Source organism: Microbacterium sp. NPDC078428 (assembly GCF_044542535.1).
GTDB classification, from domain to species: domain Bacteria; phylum Actinomycetota; class Actinomycetes; order Actinomycetales; family Microbacteriaceae; genus Microbacterium; species Microbacterium limosum.
In genome coordinates, this window is the sequence record NZ_JBITUP010000003.1 from 296,791 (window position 1) to 316,851 (window position 20,061).

Annotated in this window: 19 protein-coding genes, 4 tRNA genes and 2 pseudogenes; 12 read left to right on the forward strand and 13 right to left on the reverse strand. The window is 68.3% G+C overall.

The window, feature by feature from the left end:
* Window positions 1–32: 32 nt before the first annotated feature.
* Window positions 33–989, forward strand: coding sequence for an IS1249 family transposase (locus tag ACIGCK_RS07820; protein WP_396665146.1), 957 nt, complete (start codon window positions 33–35; stop codon window positions 987–989).
* Between the two features lie 123 nt (window positions 990–1,112).
* Here ACIGCK_RS07820 and ACIGCK_RS07825 read toward each other — a convergent pair.
* The 3 genes from ACIGCK_RS07825 to ACIGCK_RS07835 all read right to left on the reverse strand — a co-directional run bounded on the left by ACIGCK_RS07825 (window position 1,113) and on the right by ACIGCK_RS07835 (window position 1,409).
* Window positions 1,113–1,184: transfer RNA gene (locus ACIGCK_RS07825), tRNA-Val, on the reverse strand.
* Between the two features lie 23 nt (window positions 1,185–1,207).
* Window positions 1,208–1,281: transfer RNA gene (locus tag ACIGCK_RS07830), tRNA-Cys, on the reverse strand.
* Between the two features lie 55 nt (window positions 1,282–1,336).
* Window positions 1,337–1,409: transfer RNA gene (locus ACIGCK_RS07835), tRNA-Gly, on the reverse strand.
* Between the two features lie 147 nt (window positions 1,410–1,556).
* Here ACIGCK_RS07835 and ACIGCK_RS07840 point away from each other — a divergent pair.
* A tRNA-Val gene (locus ACIGCK_RS07840) sits at window positions 1,557–1,629 on the forward strand.
* 88 nt (window positions 1,630–1,717) lie between these two features.
* On the forward strand, window positions 1,718–1,843 hold the full coding sequence (locus ACIGCK_RS07845; protein ID WP_396665147.1) for a hypothetical protein: 126 nt from the start codon (window positions 1,718–1,720) through the stop codon (window positions 1,841–1,843).
* A 351-nt stretch (window positions 1,844–2,194) separates the two neighbouring features.
* Here ACIGCK_RS07845 and ACIGCK_RS07850 read toward each other — a convergent pair.
* From ACIGCK_RS07850 to ACIGCK_RS07865, 4 genes and pseudogenes are all read right to left on the reverse strand, one after another.
* Window positions 2,195–2,527 (reverse strand): annotated as a pseudogene (locus tag ACIGCK_RS07850) (recombinase zinc beta ribbon domain-containing protein); the annotation flags it as partial.
* The gene (locus tag ACIGCK_RS07855; protein WP_396665149.1) at window positions 2,499–2,882 is read right to left on the reverse strand and encodes a transposase; all 384 of its coding nucleotides are present in this window, start codon (window positions 2,880–2,882) and stop codon (window positions 2,499–2,501) included. The pseudogene ACIGCK_RS07850 and the gene ACIGCK_RS07855, both read right to left, overlap by 29 nt.
* Window positions 2,883–2,938: 56 nt before the next feature.
* Window positions 2,939–3,421: pseudogene (locus ACIGCK_RS07860) on the reverse strand (transposase); the annotation flags it as partial.
* 339 nt (window positions 3,422–3,760) lie between these two features.
* Window positions 3,761–6,427, reverse strand: a complete 2,667-nt coding sequence (locus ACIGCK_RS07865; protein WP_396665150.1) for an excinuclease ABC subunit A — start codon at window positions 6,425–6,427, stop codon at window positions 3,761–3,763.
* Window positions 6,428–6,480: 53 nt separating this feature from the next.
* Between ACIGCK_RS07865 and ACIGCK_RS07870 the strand changes: the two genes are divergently transcribed.
* Window positions 6,481–6,615, forward strand: coding sequence for a DUF488 family protein (locus ACIGCK_RS07870; RefSeq protein ID WP_396665152.1), 135 nt, complete (start codon window positions 6,481–6,483; stop codon window positions 6,613–6,615).
* Between the two features lie 189 nt (window positions 6,616–6,804).
* On the opposite strand, the gene ACIGCK_RS07875 is transcribed toward ACIGCK_RS07870, so the two are convergent.
* Together ACIGCK_RS07875 and ACIGCK_RS07880 are read right to left on the reverse strand one after the other, a co-directional pair.
* Entirely contained in the window at window positions 6,805–7,359 is a 555-nt protein-coding gene (locus ACIGCK_RS07875) for an MFS transporter (RefSeq protein ID WP_396665153.1), read from the reverse strand.
* Window positions 7,334–8,281 carry a LysR family transcriptional regulator gene (locus tag ACIGCK_RS07880; RefSeq protein WP_396665154.1) on the reverse strand — a complete coding sequence of 316 codons (948 nt, stop codon included), beginning with the start codon at window positions 8,279–8,281 and terminating at the stop codon, window positions 7,334–7,336. The genes ACIGCK_RS07875 and ACIGCK_RS07880 overlap by 26 nt, the downstream gene beginning before the upstream one ends.
* Window positions 8,282–8,405: 124 nt before the next feature.
* Here ACIGCK_RS07880 and ACIGCK_RS07885 point away from each other — a divergent pair, with 124 nt between their 5' ends.
* Both ACIGCK_RS07885 and ACIGCK_RS07890 read left to right on the forward strand, forming a co-directional pair.
* Entirely contained in the window at window positions 8,406–9,398 is a 993-nt protein-coding gene (locus tag ACIGCK_RS07885; RefSeq protein ID WP_396665156.1) for a DUF1852 domain-containing protein, read from the forward strand.
* A gap of 20 nt (window positions 9,399–9,418) precedes the next feature.
* Complete coding sequence (locus tag ACIGCK_RS07890) at window positions 9,419–10,456, forward strand: methionine synthase (protein WP_396665158.1); 1,038 nt, start codon at window positions 9,419–9,421, stop codon at window positions 10,454–10,456.
* Here the strand turns inward: ACIGCK_RS07890 and ACIGCK_RS07895 are convergent.
* The 3 genes from ACIGCK_RS07895 to zapE all read right to left on the reverse strand — a co-directional run bounded on the left by ACIGCK_RS07895 (window position 10,453) and on the right by zapE (window position 13,533).
* On the reverse strand, window positions 10,453–10,974 hold the full coding sequence (locus tag ACIGCK_RS07895) for a type II toxin-antitoxin system PemK/MazF family toxin (protein WP_396665159.1): 522 nt from the start codon (window positions 10,972–10,974) through the stop codon (window positions 10,453–10,455). The genes ACIGCK_RS07890 and ACIGCK_RS07895 overlap by 4 nt on opposite strands.
* 96 nt (window positions 10,975–11,070) lie before the next feature.
* Window positions 11,071–12,297, reverse strand: coding sequence for an ammonium transporter (locus ACIGCK_RS07900; protein ID WP_396665161.1), 1,227 nt, complete (start codon window positions 12,295–12,297; stop codon window positions 11,071–11,073).
* A gap of 204 nt (window positions 12,298–12,501) precedes the next feature.
* Window positions 12,502–13,533 carry a cell division protein ZapE gene (gene zapE, locus ACIGCK_RS07905; RefSeq protein WP_396665163.1) on the reverse strand — a complete coding sequence of 344 codons (1,032 nt, stop codon included), beginning with the start codon at window positions 13,531–13,533 and terminating at the stop codon, window positions 12,502–12,504.
* Window positions 13,534–13,675: 142 nt separating this feature from the next.
* Between zapE and ACIGCK_RS07910 the strand changes: the two genes are divergently transcribed.
* From ACIGCK_RS07910 to ACIGCK_RS07920, 3 genes are read left to right on the forward strand one after another with little or no spacing between them, the layout of a single operon-like run.
* Window positions 13,676–14,578, forward strand: a complete 903-nt coding sequence (locus ACIGCK_RS07910; RefSeq protein WP_396665164.1) for a sulfurtransferase — start codon at window positions 13,676–13,678, stop codon at window positions 14,576–14,578.
* A 25-nt stretch (window positions 14,579–14,603) separates the two neighbouring features.
* The gene (locus tag ACIGCK_RS07915) at window positions 14,604–15,050 is read left to right on the forward strand and encodes a SufE family protein (RefSeq protein ID WP_396665165.1); all 447 of its coding nucleotides are present in this window, start codon (window positions 14,604–14,606) and stop codon (window positions 15,048–15,050) included.
* Window positions 15,051–15,053: 3 nt separating this feature from the next.
* Window positions 15,054–15,788 carry a dihydrofolate reductase family protein gene (locus ACIGCK_RS07920; protein WP_330171846.1) on the forward strand — a complete coding sequence of 245 codons (735 nt, stop codon included), beginning with the start codon at window positions 15,054–15,056 and terminating at the stop codon, window positions 15,786–15,788.
* Here the strand turns inward: ACIGCK_RS07920 and ACIGCK_RS07925 are convergent.
* Complete coding sequence (locus ACIGCK_RS07925) at window positions 15,733–16,947, reverse strand: alpha/beta hydrolase family protein (RefSeq protein WP_396665166.1); 1,215 nt, start codon at window positions 16,945–16,947, stop codon at window positions 15,733–15,735. The genes ACIGCK_RS07920 and ACIGCK_RS07925 overlap by 56 nt on opposite strands.
* A 25-nt stretch (window positions 16,948–16,972) precedes the next feature.
* Between ACIGCK_RS07925 and ACIGCK_RS07930 the strand changes: the two genes are divergently transcribed.
* From ACIGCK_RS07930 to ACIGCK_RS07940, 3 genes are all read left to right on the forward strand, one after another.
* Window positions 16,973–17,569 (forward strand): DUF3000 domain-containing protein, encoded by a 597-nt coding sequence (locus ACIGCK_RS07930; RefSeq protein ID WP_396665167.1) that lies wholly within the window; start codon window positions 16,973–16,975, stop codon window positions 17,567–17,569.
* Entirely contained in the window at window positions 17,562–18,779 is a 1,218-nt protein-coding gene (locus tag ACIGCK_RS07935; RefSeq protein WP_396665168.1) for a ribonuclease D, read from the forward strand. Before ACIGCK_RS07930 ends, ACIGCK_RS07935 begins: the two co-directional genes overlap by 8 nt.
* 73 nt (window positions 18,780–18,852) lie before the next feature.
* On the forward strand, window positions 18,853–20,061 hold the full coding sequence (locus tag ACIGCK_RS07940; RefSeq protein WP_396665170.1) for a thiolase family protein: 1,209 nt from the start codon (window positions 18,853–18,855) through the stop codon (window positions 20,059–20,061).

A 20,061-nucleotide genomic window follows, 5' to 3' on the forward strand; every position in this document is an offset into this window, starting at 1 on the left:
TCGGGGATCGTTATGGTCTGCGAGGCTTACTCGTGGACCTTCCGTCGAACACGACCACCTGTCTGGTATGCGGCTCACGGTTGGTGAAGAACGGCCGCACGACAGCGGGAACACAGCGTTGGCGTTGCCCGCAGTGCGGCGCTTCCTCGACGCGGCGTCGTCCCGATGTCGCCCGTCGGGAGCAGTTGCGCAGGTTCCTGACCTGGCTCGTCGGGAAGCACACGCAGGCCGAGATTGACGGCGGGACGGGGCGCTCGTTCCGCGATCAGACAGCCTGGTGCTGGGATCTGGAGCCCCGCATGCCCGTCACCGGAGAGGTCCACGAAGCCGTCCTCGTCGACGGGATCTGGATCGGCACCTGGTGTCTGCTGATCGCTCTGTCGGACACCGGGCATGTGATCGCCTGGCAAAGGGCCGCCCGTGAATCCACCGCCGCCTGGACCGCCCTGTTCGGGCAGGTCCCACCTCCGGACGTCGTCGTCACCGACGGCGGCTCCGGCATCCGCTCTGCCCTCGCGAACACCTGGCCCGACACCGCCGTGCAGCGCTGCATCTTCCATCTGCAGATGAACGTCACCAGCGAGCTGACACGACAACCACGTCTGAAGGCCGGGCGCGCGCTGCGGGCCCTGGCGATGAACCTCAGCAACGTCGCCGACGTTGACTCCGCGATCCGATGGCGGCTCGCGTTAGAGGGCTGGTGGCAGCGCTTCGGGCATCTCACAAAGGAACGCACCGTCTACCGAGACGGACAATTCGGTTTCACTCACGACCGGCTCCGCAAGGCCTGGAGCATCCTTCACCGCGCCGCCGAAGCCGGTCACGTGTTCACATTCCTCGAGCACGGCAACCCCCGCACCACGAGCCCCCTCGGGGGCGGCATCAACGCGCAAATCCGGCACCTGCTGCGCCATCACCGCGGAATGACCCTCGAGCACCGCCGCCGCGCTGTCGAATGGTTCCTCCTCCTGCACGAAGTCCCCCCTTGAGCACGCGCACCGCAACACCCAACCCCGCAACCGCCGCGAACAGTCCACACATTCTTGCCGCTAACCCCCATGCGCACGCTCCCGCGAAACGCAAAAACCCCCGCATTACCGGGGGTTTTCTCGTGCGCGATACTGGGATCGAACCAGTGACCTCTTCCGTGTCAGGGAAGCGCGCTACCGCTGCGCCAATCGCGCCCAAAAGGCTGTTCAGTTACAAGTGGAGGTGGCGACGGGATTCGAACCCGTGTAAACGGCTTTGCAGGCCGGTGCCTAGCCGCTCGGCCACGCCACCGTGTGTGGTTCGACCCACGTGACGTGATCCCTCCGAAAAGGGATCCCCGCACTCGAGCGGATGACGAGACTCGAACTCGCGACCCTCACCTTGGCAAGGTGATGCGCTACCAACTGCGCTACATCCGCGTGCTCCCCGTTTCATCGGGGCGCTTTGAAGACTTTAGCCGATCCCGGGGCACCCGCCAAACCAGCGCCGGTCCGCGCGTGTCGAGAGCTCGCGGTTCGTCGGCGGGTCCGGCATCCGGTAACATCTGTATCCGGCCTTCGGGCCATGGGCGATTGGCGCAGTTGGTAGCGCGCTTCCTTCACACGGAAGAGGTCATCAGTTCGAGTCTGGTATCGCCCACCCAATAGTCGATGTCCAAACTTGCGACGTCCGCAGGTTTGACGTCTTTCCCCGCGCGCACGCTGGTTTGATAGGCCAGCGCTGCCGCGTGGAAATTCGGGTCGAGCAGCGCATCGAACGGCTCACCCGGGTCAGCCGTCACAATGTCGGTGTTCTCGATCTCATAGACGTGAATGCGCTCGAAGAACGCTTGGTTGCAGATGCGTCGGAGTGAGCCGTCAATGCTCATGTAGATCGCGTGCATGTCACCCGCCAGAGCGAGGCAGTCTTCGAGATGCGCCTTGGCCTGGTCATACTCGATCTGCCCCGCGTCGATCTGCGCGTCGAGAAACAGCAGCCGTCTGGCGATGCGGTCTTGTTCTTCTTTGAGGAGATCGAGCGGGACCGCTCCGGCGTGGTGGGCGTGGAGCAGGCTGCGGCGTTCATCGCGGAGCTTGTCACGCTCGACCGCGAGGGTGTGCCGTGCTGCTTTGTTCGCTACATGGAGGTCATCGAACTGGCGCACGAGCATCTGCCTGAGCGCGGTGATGATGTGCTCGGGAATCTGCACACGCCGGTAGTAGTCCTCTACCTGTCGTTCGATGTGCTCGATCGGCATCGCCTGACGGACACAGTTCGTGCGCTTGGAGTAACGACCAGCGCAGATGAAGTACGGGTAGACGATGCCCTTGCCGTTCTTCGCGTGGGTGACTATAAGTCGGGAGCCGCAGTCGCCGCAGTACGCGGAGCCTTTCAGGTAGTGCTCGTGGGTTTGGGTCTTCTCCCCGGACACCTGGTGCGCGGTGAGGACGTTCTGCACCCTGTACCAGAGTTCCGCGCTCACGAGCGGTTCGTGGAGGCCGTCGTAGCGGGCGCCACGGAAGATCACGTCACCCTTGTAGTACGGGTTGGAGAGCATCTGCTGGATCGTGGACAGCCCCGGCGCTTTCGCTGGCCGCTTCGGCGTCGGAACACTCGTGAGGCCGCGGTCGATCAGTTCGCTGTGCAGCATCGAGGTCGAGTTGGGTGCGCGGCCGACGGTGCCGCCGGTGGCGGCTTTCGGTGTCGAAGTAGCCGACGAACTCACGCCGCCAGGTCCGCAATGTCCGTCCGAGGCGCGCGACTTCCGGGATCGGACAGCTCGAGAACGAGGCGAGGACCCGTTCGGCGAGTGCGCGGCCCTCGCGATGACTGGCCTGGTGGTAGCAGGCGCGCAACTGCTGCGCGCAGTGCCAGGCGACCTCGACCGTGACGTGGCGTTCGTCGGCTGCCATGCCCGCTCGAGCCGTGCCCGCTGCCGGTCAGTGAGGTGTTCCTCGCCGGCGCGCAACAGGTTGCGGATCCCGTAGAGCGGGTCGCCCATGCGGCCGCGGCGCCCGTGCATCTGCTGCTGCACGCGACGTCGCACGTCATCGACGACCTTGGTGCCAATCTTCACGATGTGGAACGCGTCGAGGACCGCGCGGGCGTCTTCGAGCTGGTCATCGATGGCGTTCTTGTAGCCGCGGAACGGGTCGAGCGTCGCGATCTCCTCCCGGTCGCGGAACGCCGGGCAGCGATCGTGCAGCCACGACCGGTACGCCTCACCGGACCGGCCAGGGACGAGATCGAGCAGCCTCGCCCGCGTGCGGCCGTGGACGTCGCGGGTGAGGTCGACCATCCCGGTGAGCTCCTTCGGCCCGCGCCGGCCGGAGCCGATCGGCCTCGTGGAGACGTGGTGCCAGATGTGCTCCACCGGGCACGCCGGCTCTAGGCAGCGCCAGCCGCGCTTGCGCCAGAGCAGCCGGACCGGTCGACCCCCTCGCCGGCGCATCCACCAGCGGCACCGGCGCACGGCCGTGACCGATCGCGAGCACGCCGCAACCCGGGCAGCCGATCGGGCCCGGCGGCGACTCGACCGTCACGGTCAGCGCGTCGCGCCCGCGGCGCTCGACCGCGATCACCCGCAGCCCGTCGAGACCGACCAGCAGGTCGCAGCGGTCGCAGTAGTTGCCGTCGGCACGGCAGCACGTCGTAGGCTCGGTCATCGTCGAGGTTCTCGCGATCAGATGAGGTAGAAGTCCTCTGATCCTCGGGGACCTCGACCCATCTCCCGAGCAGCCCCGGCTACCGGCGCGTCACCCGATACCCACACTCAACGGCGAAGAGCCGGTTATGCCCCTGACGTCAGCGTCGCGGCCTCGGCGAGGGCGGCGGCGAGATACGGTGCTGAAGCGCTGTTTCTCGACGCAGCGACCTCTGCTGGCGTTCCGGACGCGACCACTGTGCCGCCGTTGTCACCGGCTCCCGGCCCGAGATCGATGACGTAGTCGGCTGCGCCGACCACTCGCATGTCAAGTTCCACCATGACGACCGTGTTGCCCGCATCGACGAGAGTCTGAAGGTGGGTAACTAGACGGTCTGCGTCGGCACAGTGCAATCCGGAGGTCGGCTCATCGAGCACGTACAGAGTGTCGCCGCGCTGCGCTCGTTGCAGTTCGGTGGCCAGCTTCACACGCTGCGCCTCCCCACCGGAGAGCTCTGTGGCCGGCTGTCCCAAGCGCAGATAACCGAGCCCGACATCGACCAGCGAGGTGAGGGAGCGCATCACGTCGTACTCGCCGGCGAAGAACTCTTGAGCCTCTTCGACGCTCATCGCGAGGATTTCCGCGATGTTGCGCCCTCGCCAGGTGATCTCCAGGGTGCTCGATTGATAGCGGGTGCCATGGCAGTCGGGACACACGGTGTAGACCGAGGGCAGGAAGAGCAGCTCGACCATCACGGAGCCTTCACCCTCACAGGTCGGGCAACGGCCGCCTGCGACATTGAAGGAGAACCGACCGGGCTTGTATCCGCGTGTCCGAGCTTCCGGCGTCTCGGCGAACCGGCGCCGCACATGATCGAAGAGTCCTGTGTAGGTCGCGACGTTGGAGCGGGGCGTGCGGCCGATGGGTTTCTGGTCGATGCTCACCACACGCCGGACGGTCGTGAGATCGCCCTCGACCGACCCTCCGAGTTCATCGGACTCGTCAGTGAGGAGCAGGGCGTCGGCCTCAGCGCTTTCCTCCTCGACGCGAGGGGCGTCTCCTTGCCTGGCGCCGATGAGGGCAGGCAGGACTTGACTGACAAGGCTGGACTTCCCCGACCCTGACACGCCAGTGACAGCCGTGAGCGTTCCGAGCGGTAGCGCCACAGATACGTCCCGCAGGTTGTTGCGGGTGACGTGCTCCAGCTGCAACCAGTCGTGGGCGGCACGGGGCTGGTGCGGTGGAAGGCCGCTGCCCCCGAAGATGTATCCGCGCGTCACCGACTCGTCGACCTCCGCGAGCCCGTCCGTGGGTCCGCTGTAGATCACGCGCCCGCCGTGTTCCCCGGCTCCGGGGCCGATGTCGACCAGCCAGTCCGCGTGCCGCATGACGTCGACGGAATGCTCCACGACGAAGAGGCTGTTGCCGCGCTGCTTCAGCCCGTCGAGGATACCCAGCAGCGCGGTGACGTCGTGCGGATGGAGACCGGCTGACGGTTCGTCGAGGACGTAGACAACACCGAACAGTTCCGACGTGAGCTGCGTGGCGAGTCGAAGTCGTTGTAGCTCCCCTCCGGACAGTGTCGGCGTAGTGCGACCTAGCGAGAGGTAACCGAGTCCGAGATCGATGATGGGGCGCAGGCGGTCCAGCAATTCTGAGCCCAGGCGGGCTGCCGCGGCGCGCTTCTCGACAGACTGATTCGGTGTGCGACGGACATCCGGCGCAGCGGAGTGCGCGGAGCCGCCAGCAGCAACGCGCTGCTCGACGGCTTCACGTCTAGTCGCGACGTCTACCACGGCGCCGGAGGTCTCGCCCTCGCGGTCAGACTCGGCGACGACGGACTCGAGGAGCTCAGCCAATTCACGCAGTGGCAAGGCTGAGAAGTCCGCGATATCGAGTCCTTCGAACGTCACCGTCAGTGCTTCGGGTTTGAGCCGCTTCCCATGGCACACCGGGCAGACCGCCGCGCTCATGAACTGGGCTACGCGGCGCTTCATCGACGCGCTCTTCGTGTTCGCGAAAGTGTCGAGCACGTACCGCCGCGCGCCGACGAAGGTGCCCGAGTAGCTCGGTTCGATTCCTGCTCGGATTGCCCGGCGCGCCTCGGCGAGTGTGAGTCGAGAGTGGACGGGAACGAAGGGGGTCTCGTCGGTATAGAGGATCCAGTCCCGATCCTTCTTCGACAGATCCTTCCACGGTACGTCGACGTCGTAGCCGAGCGCGACCAGCACGTCCCGCAACTGGTGGCCGTGCCAGGCGGTCGGCCACGATGCGATGGCGCGCTCCCGGATGGTGAGTGAGGGATCGGGCACCATCCGCTCCTCGGTCACCGCGTACACTCTGCCGATGCCGTGGCACTCGGGGCACGCGCCCTGCACGGTGTTCGCGGAGAAGTCCTCGGCGTAGAGCATCGGCTGACCATCTGGGTATTCACCGGCTCGCGAATAGAGCATCCGAACCACACTCGACAGCGTGGTGATGCTGCCTACAGAGGAGCGCGCGCTGCGCCCTCCGCGCTGCTGCTGCAAGGCGACTGCGGGCGGCATCCCGGTGATGGAGTCGACGTCGGGGACACCCGCCTGGTCGATCAGTCGCCGCGCGTACGGGGCAACTGACTCCAAGTAGCGCCGCTGCGACTCCGCGTACAACGTGCCGAAAGCCAAGGAGGACTTCCCGGATCCGGACACGCCCGTGAACACAACCATCGCGTCACGCGGAACCGTGAGATCGACGTCCTTGAGGTTGTGTTCGCGGGCACCACGCACCCGGACATCGGGCTGGACGTGGGTGGACACTGAGGAAAGGTGATCCATTTCGGAACTGTACCAAGCGGGTCTCGTGGTAAGCAGGTCGCCAGGTCGAAGCGGTGCTCAGTCCTGCTGACTTCAACGAGGCAGTGCTCCTCTGCTCAGAGGCCTCTCCTGATCGTTGTCATCGGCGTCTCGCCGCGGAGTATCTCGCGTCCGCCTGGGGTGACACAGGGATCGTGCATCTCTTGTAACAGGTGGTGGCGTCGTCCTCACCGGTCGGATGCGGACGGGTGAGGCTCCGGCTTCAGTCTCGTCGGGAGCGAGAGCGAGCACACGGGGCGGCAGCGCGCGACGTAGCCACGGAAGCAGTACGAGCGCCCCCTCAGGCCCCAATGCGAGTAGCACCCACGGCAACCAACCCGACCACGCGAAAGCCGACATCAGAAGAGGCGCGTGAGGCTGGCGACGCTGAATGAGTACTGGAACGCAGCGAGGTAGCGTCCAGCCTGTTCCGGTGGGGCGACCTCACTCGCGGCCGCGTTCATCCTCGTGCTGAGCACGACCGTGCCGACTCCGAAGATCAGCGCCGATCCGAACAGGGCCACCGCAAGCCACGCTGAAGGAACCGCGTAGACGGCCGCCATTGAGGCGATCCACGCCAAGAGCAGCACTGCTCCGAGTCGCACAGCGAATGCCCGAGAACGTGAGCTCGTCAGCGCCACCGCGACTCCTGTGAGGGTGCTCGACAGCACGGCCAGGCCGGCGTTTGCGAGGCTCGGCAACCAGGCCGGCGCGCCGAGTTGTTCGACAGCGATCACCGGAAAGGCAACCGGGAAGAACTCCATCACCAGGGTGATGAGAAAGCCCAGAAGGATGGGTGAGCCAGGCCTCGTGTTTGAGAATCGCTTGCGAAGGCCCACCGCGAAACCCCCGGATTTCCGGGGGTTCTTCCGTTCCCGGGCCAGCGGTTCACAACTCGTCGAGCAGCGCCACACCGAACTCGGCCGCGACGAGCCGCAGTTCTGCGAGATAGCGCTGGGCCTGCTCGGTGAGCGGGATCGCAGAGTGGCCGATCCAGCCGATCTCGATGCGCTCGTCGACGTCGAGCGGGACGGCGGCGATCTCCGGGTCGAGGTCGTCGCTGATGATGCCCGTCGAGATCGTGTAGCCGTCGAGCCCGATCATGAGGTTGAAGATCGTCGCGCGGTCGGAGACGCGGATCTCCTGCTTGCCCGACAGGGTGGAGAGGATCTCCTCGGCGAAGTAGAACGAGTTGTTTGCCCCCTGGTCGAAGGTGAGGCGCGGCAGGTCGGCAAGATCGGCAAGGGTGACGCGATCCCGAGAGGCGAGGGGGTTCTTGCGGGAGATGAAGATGTGCGGCGCGGCGAAGAAGAGCGGGCGGAAGGCGAGCCCGGAGTCCCGGAGGAGTTTGTCGATGACGTTCCGGTTGAAGTCGTTGCGATAGAGGATGCCGAGCTCGCTGCGCAGCGTCCGGACGTCCTCGATGATGTCCCACGTGCGCGTCTCCCGCAGCGAGAACTCGTACTCGGCCGCGTCGCTGCCCTTCACCATCCGGACGAACGCCTCAACCACGAAGGAGTAGTGCTGTGCCGACACCCCCAGCAGGCGACGCGACGGCGGCCGGCCAAGGTAGCGCTGCTCGAGCAGCTCTACCTGTTCGGTGACCTGCCTCGCGTATCCGAGGAACTCCGCCCCGTCGGCGGTGAGCGTCACGCCGCGGGCGGAGCGGACGAGGAGGGAGCGGCCCACCCGGCTCTCGAGGTCCTTCATCGCCGCGGACATCGTCGGCTGGGAGACGTAGAGCAGGTCGGCCGCGGCACTGATCGACCCCTCCGCGGCGACCTCAATGAAGTAATGGAGCTGCTGCAGCGTGATGGAGCCCGATCCCCGAACCATAGGTAGAGCCTATAGGGATGCATAGTTTCCTCAACTTTGTCGATGGATGCCCCACGCCTGCACCATGGCTCTAGCGACTTCCGCAAGGCCGAGCCCGGCCGATCACCCACCGGATTGGCCTCTCATGACGAACGACTTCACCTTCAGCATCACCACCACCCGCTTCGACGAGGCCTACTCGCCGTCGGACAGCTCGCGGATCACGACGAACTTCGCCAATCTCGCGCGAGGCGAGCACCGTCAGCAGAATCTCCGCAACGCCCTGACGATGATCGACCGCCGATTCAACGACCTCGCGCACTGGGACAACCCGGACAGGGACCGGTACACCGTCGAACTCGAGATCGTCTCTGCAGAGCTGCAGCTCTCACCAGACGGCGACGACCGAAGTTTCCCGCTGCTCGAGATGCTGGACGTCCGGATCGTCGACCTGAAGACCGGCGAACGCATCCCCGGGATCGTGGGGAACAACTTCTCGTCGTACGTCCGCGATTTCGACTTCAGCGTGCTGCTGCCCTCCGTCAACGAGGGCGCGACCGGGTTCACCGTTCCCGACGACTTCGGCGATCTGCACGGCAAGCTCTTCCAGCACTTCCTCGCCTCCGCCGCGTACCGGGAACGATTCCCGGCGCCGCCCGTGATCTGCATCAGCGTCTCGACGAGCAGGACCTATCGACAGACCGCGAACCACCACCCGATCCTCGGAGTCGAATATCAGCAGGACAAGCCGTCCCTGACCGACGACTATTTCGCGAGAATGGGGCTCACGGCCCGGTACTTCATGCCGACCGGGAGCGTCGCGCCGCTCGCGTTCTACTCCCGCGACGACCTGCTCAACCACTACTCCAGCCTGCAGCTGATCGGCACGGTCAGCACGATGGAGACGTTCCAGAAGATCTATCGGCCCGAGATCTACAACGCGAACTCGGCCGCTGCCGGCGTCTACCGGCCGAGCCTGGATCGGCAGGACTACTCCCGGACGCAGATCGCCTACGACCGGGTCGAGCGCAGTCAGCTCGCGGCAAAGCAGGGCAAGTACACGGAGGAGCATTTCGTGAAGCCCCACAGGAAGCTGCTGCAGCAGTGGGCCGCCGGCTACCCCACTCCGGTCGGATGACGAGCGGAGAATCATCGACCATGAACACGCTTCTTCCCACCGCGATCGTCGGCAGCCTGCCGAAGCCGGCATGGCTCGCGCAGCCGGAAACCCTCTGGTCTCCCTGGAAGCTGGCCGGCGACGAACTGATCGAGGGAAAGCAGGATGCGCTTCGAATCGCCGTCCAGGAACAGGGCCGGCGCGGCATCCACATCGTCAGCGACGGTGAGCAGACCCGCCAGCACTTCGTCACGACGTTCATCGAGCATCTCACCGGGGTCGACTTCGAGCGGCGCGAGACCGTTCGAATCCGCAACCGGTACGACGCGAGCGTGCCGACCGTCGTCGGCGCCGTGAGCCGCGAAAGACCCGTCTTCGTCGACGACGCGCGCTTCCTCCGCCGGCAGACCGACCGGCCGATCAAGTGGGCGCTGCCTGGCCCGATGACCATGATCGACACGCTCTACGACCGCCACTACAAGAGCCGCGAGAAGCTGGCGTGGGAGTTCGCGACGATCCTCAATCAGGAGGCGAGGGAGCTCGAGGCGGCCGGCGTCGACATCATCCAGTTCGACGAACCCGCGTTCAACGTGTTCTTCGACGAGGTCCGGGATTGGGGGGTGGCGACGCTGGAGAGGGCGACCGAGGGACTGCGCGCCGAGACCGCCGTGCACATCTGCTACGGGTACGGGATCAAAGCGAACAACGACTGGAAGGCGACGCTCGGGGCGCAGTGGCGGCAGTACGAGGAGACGTTCCCGCTCCTGCAGAGGTCGACGATCGACATGGTCTCCCTGGAGTGCCACCACTCGCACGTCCCGATGGAGCTCGTCGAGCTCATCCGTGGCAAGAAGGTCATGCTCGGGGCCATCGATGTGGCGAGCGAGATGATCGAGAGCCCGGAGGACGTCGCCGACACCCTCCGGAGCGCGTTGAGGTTCGTCGATGCGGACAAGCTCGTCCCGAGCACGAACTGCGGAATGGCCCCGCTGCCCCGGGACGTGGCCCTCGGCAAGCTGAGCGCGCTCAGCGCGGGCGCGGCCATCGTCCGGGAAGAGCTCGCGGGCGCGACGCCCTAGGAGACGTCGCTGCGCCAGCCGTAGCGACGACGCAGGATCTCCGCCACCCGCGCGAATCGCTCGCGGTCCAGGGCCGCCGCCTCGCGACGCATGCCCGCGGGGTGCACGACGTAGACCTGATCGAGATCGACCCACGAGGGCCGTCCCCGCGCATCCCAGGGGCCGGCGCCGAGCGCGACCGCGTCGGCATCGCCCTCGCGCGGCTTGCTCGTCAGCTTGACCGCGTAGACACGGCCGCCCGGGGCGGGACCGAGCACCAGCACGGGGCGGTCCTTCCCCCGGCCGTCCTGCTCGACGTAGGGCACCCACGTCCAGACGATCTCTCCCCCGTCGGGGTCGCCATCGCGATCGGGCGCGTAGCTGATCGTCAGCGCCGACGCCGCCGGCGGCGCGATCTCGCGGGTCTGCATCGCGTCCGCGCGCGAACCCGCATCGGGTTGCCGGACGGGGTCGGCAATCCGACCGGAACGGGTCAGCGCGCCGAGCAGCGAGCGCAGGATGCCGCGGGGTCCTCTCACGCGATCACCCTAGCCGTGCCCCGTCTCGCCCCCGAACACGCAAGGAGGGGCGCCGCGCGATGCGCGACGCCCCTCCTTGCGTTCAGTGAGTCGAGATCACTCGCGCTCGGCGAGGGCGTAGCCCTCTTCGCCGTGCACGACGGTGTCGACACCGGCCAGCTCGTCCTCGTTCTTGATCCGGAAGCCGATGGTCTTCTCGATCGCGAACCCGATGATCCAGGCCAGCACGAAGGAGTAGACCAGGACACCCACCGCGGCGATGACCTGCAGCACGAGCTGCTCCACGCCGCCGCCCAGGAAGAGGCCGGTCTCGGTGGCGAAGAAGCCGAGGTAGATCGTTCCGATGAGACCACCGACGAGGTGGATGCCGACGACGTCGAGCGAGTCGTCGTAGCCGAGCTTCCACTTCAGCTCGATCGCGAGGGCGCAGACGGCACCGGTGACGATACCGAGCAGCAGGGCCCAGCCGGGCGTGAGGTTGGCACAGGCGGGGGTGATCGCGACCAGACCGGCGACGGCACCGGACGCCGCGCCGACCGACGTGGCCTTGCCGTCCTTGAGCTTCTCGACGATCAGCCAGCCGATGACGGCCGCAGCGGTCGAACCGAGGGTGTTGATCGTGATGAGGCCGACCAGCGAGTCCTCCGTGCCCAGCAGGCCGAAGGTGCCCTCCGCACCGCCGTTGAAGCCGAACCAGCCGAACCACAGGAGCGCGGCGCCCAGAAGGACGAGCGGCACGTTGTGGGGCTTGTGGATGCCCTTCTGGAAGCCGACGCGCTTTCCGAGCACGAGCGCGAGCGCGAGTGCCGCCGCACCGGCGTTGATGTGCACCGCGGTGCCTCCGGCGTAGTCGATGACGTTGGTGGCGAAGCCGAAGGTCTCGCCGAGGCTGTAGACCCAGCCGCCGCCCCAGACCCACGCCGCGACGGGGAAGTAGACGAGCGTGACCCACACGCCGGCGAAGATCATCCACGCGCCGAACTTGGCGCGGTCGGCGATGGCGCCGGAGATCAGGGCGACCGTGATGATCGCGAAGGTGGCGCCGAACGCGGCGCCCACCAGGCCGTTGTCATCCAGCGACGACAGACCGAAGTCCACGAAGGGGTTGCCGGCGAACGCCCAGGGGCTCTCGACGGCGCTCATGTTGAATCCGTAGAGGATCCACAGGACGCTGACGAGCCCGAGCGCGCCGAAGCTCATCATCATCATGCTGACGACGCTCTTGGCCTTCACCAGACCGCCGTAGAAGAAAGCGACGCCGGGCGTCATGAGAAGCACGAGCGCCGTTGCCGTGACGGACCACGCGAGATTTCCGCTATCCATGAAGTTCCTCATCCATGTGTTGGTGTTACGAGACGCGCGGGCATTCGGGTAGGTGAGGGCCCGCGACGCGTCCCAGTCTGGCGAGGGTTGGTTACGGTCGGTGTGGGACCCATGTTTCGCTCGTGTTACACGAGGTGCCGCCCGGTAAACATCGCGTTTCGGCGCACCCGGAACGGGCCGGGAAATCCGCTTGCGATCGCCGAATCAGGCTGCGGTGGAGGCGATCAGGCGTGATGTCGCGCGCAGATACTTCTTCCGGTAGCCCCCCGCGAGCATCTCCTCGGAGAACACCTGGTCCAGCGACAGGCCCGTCGCCCGGATGGGCACCTGCGCGTCGTACACGCGGTCGACGAACGCGACGAATCGCAGGGCCGCCGACTGATCGGTGAGCTGGGTGACATCCCGCAGGCCCACGACGTCCACGCCCTCGATCATGCGGACGTACCGCGAGGGGTGCACGCGGGCGAGGTGGGCGATGAGGTCGTCGAAGGCGTCGTCGGAGGCGACACCGGATGCCGCGGCATCCGCGATCGCCGACGCGTAGGCGTCATCGGTCTGCACCTCGGCGTGCCCGTCGAGGGAGCGCTGCCGGTAGTCCACGCCGTCGATCCGCAGGGTCTGGAAGTGGGCCGACATGGCGTGGATCTCGCGCAGGAAGTCCTGCGCGGCGAACCTCCCCTCCCCCAGCGCGTTCGGCGGGGTGTTGCTCGTGGCGGCCAGCTTGGTGCCCGACGCGACCAGCTCGCCGAGCAGGCGCGTCATCACCATCGTGTCGCCGGGATCGTCCAGCTCGAACTCGTCGATGCAGAGCAGGTCGGCGCCGCGGAACTGCTCGACGGCGCTCTTGTACCCGAGCGCACCGACGAGCGCCGTGTACTCGATGAACGAGCCGAAGTACTTCCTGCGCGCGGGCATCGCGTGGTAGATCGCGGCGAGCAGGTGGGTCTTGCCCACCCCGAATCCGCCGTCGAGGTAGATTCCCGGCTTGGTGTCCGGACCCTTCTTCGCACGGGAGAAGAATCCGCCCTTCTTCGCGGGCGCGCCCCCGCCGGAGAACGCCAGGAGCGTCTCCTTCGCCTCCTGCTGCGACGGATAGGCCGGATCGGCGCGATACGTGTCGAACGTTGCCTCGGCGAACTGCGGCGGCGGCACCAGATGAGCGATCATCTCGGCCCCCGTCACCTGCGGCTGCAGATCGGTGAGGTGGACGGTGCCGGTGGATGTGGTGGGGGCCATGCCGTCCTTCTCGTCACATGACGATGGCGGACGTGCGTGCGCCCGCCTCGCGATCTAGGGTTTCTCCGACGGCATCAACCCTACGCCGTTCCGCTCAGGCCCCTCCGCGCACAGCGATCGGGCGAGACCCTCGGAGGCATCCATGACCGTCGACACCGACGCATCCGACCCGAAGTTCGCCGGCTACGCCCATCCCGAGCGCCTCGTCACGGGCGAGTGGCTGCAGCAGCGCCTCGGCACCCCGGGCCTCGTGGTGGTCGAATCCGACGAGGACGTGCTGCTCTACGAGACGGGACACATCCCCGGCGCCGTCAAGGTCGACTGGCACACCGAGCTGAACGACCCCGTCGTCCGGGATTACGTCGACGGGGAGGGCTTCGCCGCGCTCATGTCCCGCAAGGGCATCTCGCGCGAGGACACCATCGTCATCTACGGCGACAAGAACAACTGGTGGGCGGCGTACGCGCTGTGGGTGTTCTCGCTCTTCGGCCACGAGGACGTGCGCCTGCTGGACGGCGGACGGGACCTGTGGATCGCCGAGGGCCGCCCGATGACGACGGAGCACTCCGCCGTCGAGACCACCGACTACCCGGTCGTCGAGCGCGACGACTCGGTGCTGCGCGCCTACAAGGACGACGTGCTCGCGCACCTGGGCAAGCCCCTCGTGGATGTCCGTTCCCCCGAGGAGTACTCGGGCGAGCGCACGTCGGCGCCCGCGTACCCCGAGGAGGGCGCTCTGCGCGCCGGCCACATCCCCGGCGCGCAGAGCGTGCCGTGGGCGAAGGCCGTCGCGGAGGACGGCACGTTCGCCTCCCGCGAGGCCCTCGAGGGCGTCTACCTCGACGGTGCGGGGCTCGCCCCCGGCGACTCCGTCGTGGCGTACTGCCGGATCGGAGAGCGCTCGAGCCACACGTGGTTCGTGCTGACGCACCTGCTCGGCTTCGACGACGTCCGCAACTACGACGGATCGTGGACCGAGTGGGGCAGCGCGGTGCGCGTGCCGATCGCGACGGGCACGGAGCCGGGCGACCCGGCATCGCGCTGACCCGCGGCGCGCTCACGGTGGCAGGATGGGGACGGTGACCGACTCGCTTCCCGACTCCCTGGCGCAGATCCGCGACGAGTTCCTCGAGCTCGACGAGCCCGACCGGCTCCAGCTCCTGCTCGAGTTCTCCGGCGAGCTACCCGAGGTTCCCGGCGAGTACGCCGATCGCCCCGAGCTGCGCGAGCGGGTCGCCGAGTGTCAGTCGCCGGTGTACATCATCGTCGACGTCACTCCCGAGGGCGTGGTGCGCATGCACGCGACGGCGCCCGCCGAAGCACCGACCACGCGCGGCTTCGCGAGCATCCTGGTGCAGGGCATCTCCGGGCTCGGCGCCGCAGAGGTGCTCGCGATCCCCGACGACTTCCCTCAGAGCATCGGCCTCACCCGCGCCGTCTCGCCCCTGCGCATCGCGGGCATGTCGGGGATGCTGCGCCGAGTCAAGCGCCAGGTGCGCGAGCGCTCCGCGGCCTGACACATGCTCGTCACCGAGGTGCTCCCCCGCACCCTCCGCACCCTGGACCCCGAGTCCGACGAGGGGCTCGAGGCGATCGCCGAGATCTACCGCCCCGCTGCCGGGGTGCGCGTCCGGATGAACATGGTGACCGGCCTGACGGGATCCGCCGTGGGCGAGGACGGCACGAGCGACACCCTGACCAGCCCCACGGACCGCGCCATCCTGAAGACCATCCGATCCGCCGCGGATGCCGTGGTCGTCGGCGCCCAGACCGTGCGGGCGGAGGGCTACGTCCTTCCGCGGTCCGCGACGCTCGCGATCGTCACGGCGTCCGGCGACCTGAGCGGTCACAGACTAGGCCCGGATGCCTCGCGGCGCGCGCTCATCGTGTGCCCTCGGGGCCGCGAGAGCGAGGTCGCGCGGCGCACCGCCGCCCTCGGCGCCCCCGTCGTCGGCGTCGACAGCGCCGGCGCGCACCTGACGCCCGACGAGATCCTCGGCGCCCTCGCGGAGCGCGGGCTGCGCTCGGTCGTGTGCGAGGGCGGCACCTCGCTCGCCTCGGCGTTCCTCGGCGCGGGAGCGATCGATGAGGCCTGCGTCAGCGTCGCCCCCGCACTGACGCCCTCGAGCGGTCCCTTCGTCGACCTCTCCGAACGCGCCGAGTTGGTCGTGACGGGGATGCTCGTCGACGAGGCGGGCTTCAGCTATCTTCGGCTGGGTCGGAATCCAGGCCGCGCTCCGTCACCCAGCGCCTGATCGCCCGGGTCCACCGCTCGGGGTCGTAGTTCCACAGTTTCGTGTGTCTCGCCTCGGTGAAGACCTCGAGCTCGACGAGGTCGGGACGCGCGATGGCCAGCGCGTGCGACGCGTCGGAGGGCACGAATCCGTCGTCGTCGCTGTGCAGGATGAGCATCGGATGCCGCAGCTCGGCCGATCGTCGCACGACGTCGAGCCGTTCGAAGGGTATCGCCGCACCGCCGCCGCGCATCGGTCCGGCCCAGGGCGCGCCGAGCGCCCCGAGGGCGAGCCCCACGAGCGGGCGCGGAAGGCGGCGCAGTCCGGCCTGATGACGGAGCACGTCGGCCCAGTCGATGGCGGGCGAATCCAGCACGATGCCGTCGATGTGCTCGCGGTGCGCGGAGTTGAGGGCGGCCTGGAGCGCGATCGCACCGCCCATCGACCACCCCATCAGCACGATACGTCGCGCACCGCGTCGCCGGGCGAAGGAGATCGCCGCGTCGATGTCGCGCCACTCGGTCGCGCCGAGCGTGTACGTGCCCTGCCGGGTGCGGGGGGCCTCGCCGTCGTTGCGGTACGACACCAGGAGGCTCGTGTAGCCGAGGTCGCGGAAGACCGGCACCGCCCGCAGCGCCTCCGCTCGCGTCGTCCCCCGCCCGTGGATCTGGACGACCCACCGCGAGCTCGGCTCGGCCGCGGGGAACAGCCACGCCGGACACGGCCCGAGGGGAGCGCCGATCAGCTCCGCGGCGAAGGGCAGATGAAGCTGCTCCGGACGGTCGTAGTACCACCCGCTGAAGGCCGCGTCCGCACCGACGTGACCGGAGTGCGGGATGTGCGTCAGCAGCTTGCGGGTCACCGTGCGCTCGCCCTCGGAGAGCACGGTGCCGAGCTTGAGATAGGGCTCGGTCCCCGTCGTGAAGAGCCCGTACCGGCCGGGCAGGCGGGTGTCGTCGCTGCGCACCAGCGTGATCGTCTGCGCCGCCGTGTCGAGCGCCGTCACCGTCGTGTCCGCCACACGCGCCGCGGGCGTCACCACCCGGCGCGCGAGGCGTCCCGCCACGACTGCCATCGCGGTCAGAAGGATCGCGAGCGAGGCGCTGAGAGCGGTGATCGTCAGCCGGAGTGCGCCGACGAGGGCGGGAGTGCTGCCCGCGGCGCGCCTGGGGTCCATCATCGTGGCCTCACTTTAGTCTGTGGGCGTGACCGAAGACCGCCCCGGCCCGGACCCGTCCGCGGAGTTCGCGCTCGCGGTGTCCGCCGTTCGCGAGCTCTCCTTCCGCGGCGATCTCGTCGTGCGGGAGATCGGGGCGCCCCCCGGGCTCGCGCCCGAGGCGTTCGCGCTCGCCGGCGACGTCCGTCCCCCCGAAGCCCACGAGGACTCCCCGTACGGCACCGGGCGCATCGTCCTCCTGCACGACCCCGCGCAGCCGGAGCCCTGGAACGGTCCGTGGCGCATCGTGTCGTTCGCGCAGGCCCCCTTGGAGCCGGAGATCGGCACCGATCCCCTCCTGGCCGACGTGGCGTGGTCCTGGCTCATCGACGCCCTGGAATCCCGCGGCGCGTCGTATCATTCGGCATCCGGCACGGCGACCAAGACGATCTCCACCGGCTTCGGCGGCCTCGCCGCGGAAGGAGACGGAGCGCAGATAGAGCTGCGCGCCTCGTGGTCCCCCGGCCCGGGCCCGATCGACGCTCACGTCGAGGCCTGGGCCGAACTGCTCTGCATGCTCGCCGGCCTCCCTCCGGGGTCCGAGGGCATCACTCTGCTCACCCCTTTCAGGAGCCCACGTGACTGATTCCCCCGCCGTGGAGACGCGGCATCCCGTGATCGACGAGGCCGCCGGATTCGCCCGCGCGTGCACCGCACTGGCTGCGGGCCACGGGCCCGTCGCCGTCGACGTCGAGCGCGCATCCGGTTTCCGGTACTCGCAGCGGGCCTATCTCATCCAGGTCTTCCGCCGGGGCGCGGGCGCCTTCCTCTTCGACCCGCCGGCGCTCGGCGACTTCGCCCCCCTGCAGGCGGCGATCGGCGACGCGGAGTGGGTGCTGCACGCAGCGAGCCAGGATCTGCCCTCGCTGCGCGAGGCGGGGCTGGAACCGGCGGCCATCTTCGACACCGAGCTGGCGGCGCGGCTGCTCGGCCGGGAGCGCGTCGGGCTGGGCGCGGTCGTCGAGGAGGAGCTCGGCATCGCCCTGGCCAAGGCGCATTCGGCGGCCGACTGGTCCACACGCCCGCTGCCCGACTCGTGGCTCGAATACGCCGTGCTCGATGTGCTCCACCTGGTCGACGTGCGCGACCGGCTCGCCGCGGCGCTCGCAGAGCAGGGCAAGACGGAGATCGCGGAGGAGGAGTTCCGGGCCGTGCTGGAACGGCCCGCGCGGCCTCCCCGGGAGGACCCGTGGCGACGGCTGAGCGGGCTCCACACGGTGCGAGGACGACGAGCGCTCGCCGTCGCCCGCGAGCTGTGGACGGCCCGCGAGGACTATGCGCGCGAGGTCGATACGTCCCCCGGCCGTCTCGTCCCCGACCGCGCTCTCGTCGCGGCGGTGCTCGCAGATCCGGCCACCAAGCAGGCGCTCGCCTCGGTCAAGGAGTTCACGGGGAGGGCGAGCCGCAGCCAGCTCGACCGCTGGTGGCAGGCCATCGAGAGGGGTCGCGCGAGCTCGGAGCTTCCCATCGAGCGGGTCTCCGGCGACGGACCGCCCCCGCCGCGGGTCTGGCGCGACCGCAATCCCGCCGCCGACGCGAGGCTCAAGGCCGCCAAGCCGGCCGTGGATGCCGTGGCCGCCGAGCTCGGGATGCCGGTGGAGAATCTGCTCACTCCCGACTCGCTCCGGCGCCTCTCCTGGAACCCACCCGAGCCGCTCGACGCCGCCTCCGTCGGGGCTGCACTCGCGACCCTCGGCGCGCGCCGCTGGCAGATTGAGCGGACTGCACAGACGATCGTCGAAGCCTTTGTCGATTCCACACAAGAGCCTCCGAGCGCCCCTGAAGAGGCCTCGTAGGTTCGACCCAAGCGATTCCGGGCGACTCCGATCCCGCTCCTAGGCTGACTTCACCCCTATGTTTGGAGGCAGAGTGGCCGAGATCTCGGACGTCTTCTTCGTCGATGGTGTGCGTACGCCCTTCGGGCGCGCCGGCGAAAAAGGCATGTATTGGAACACCCGGGCCGACGACCTCGTCGTGAAGGCGATGATCGGTCTGATGGAACGCAACGGCGGCGTCCCGGCCGACCGCGTCGACGACGTCGCCATCGCCGCGACGACGCAGCAAGGCGACCAGGGTCTCACCCTCGGCCGCACGGCCGCGATTCTGGCGGGACTGCCCCAGTCGGTCCCCGGCTTCGCCATCGATCGCATGTGCGCCGGCGCCATGACGTCCGTGACGACCATGGCGGGCTCGATCGGTCTCGGGATGTACGACCTGGCCATCGCGGGCGGCGTCGAGCACATGGGCAGGCACCCGCTGGGCGGCGACGCCGACCCCAACCCCCGATTCCTCACCGAGAAGCTGGTCAGCGCCGACGCGCTGAACATGGGTGTCACGGCCGAGCGCATCCACGACCGCTTTCCGCACCTCACCAAGGAGCGCGCCGACCGGTTCGGCATGCTGAGCCAGCACAAGGCGCAGGCTGCCTACGACGCGGGCAAGATCCAGCCCGACCTCGTCCCGGTCGCCGTGAAGGCGGCCGACGGCGCCTGGGGGCTCGCGACCGAGGACGAGGGCCGGCGCCCCGAGACCACGATGGAGGGCCTGCGCTCCCTCAAGACTCCCTTCCGCCCCCACGGGCGTGTGACGGCCGGGACCTCCTCGCCCCTCACGGACGGCGCGACCGTGAGCCTGCTCGCCGGCGGAGCCGCGGCGAAGGAACTGGGACTCGCGCCGAAGATGCGCCTGGTCTCCTACGCCTTCGCGGGCGTCGCGCCCGAGATCATGGGCATCGGGCCCGTCCCCTCGACGGAGAAGGCCCTGCGCAAGGCGGGGCTCACGATCGACGACATCGGTCTGTTCGAGCTGAACGAGGCCTTCGCCGTCCAGGTGCTCTCGCTGCTCGACCACTTCGGCATCGCCGACGACGACCCCCGGGTGAACCAGTGGGGCGGAGCCATCGCCGTGGGACACCCGCTCGCGGCATCCGGTGTGCGCCTGATGATCCAGCTCGCCGCGCAGTTCGCAGAACGCCCCGACGTGCGCTACGGGCTGACCGCGATGTGCGTCGGCCTCGGGCAGGGCGGCTCCGTCATCTGGGAGAACCCGCACTACGACGGCAAGAAGAGGAAGAAGTGA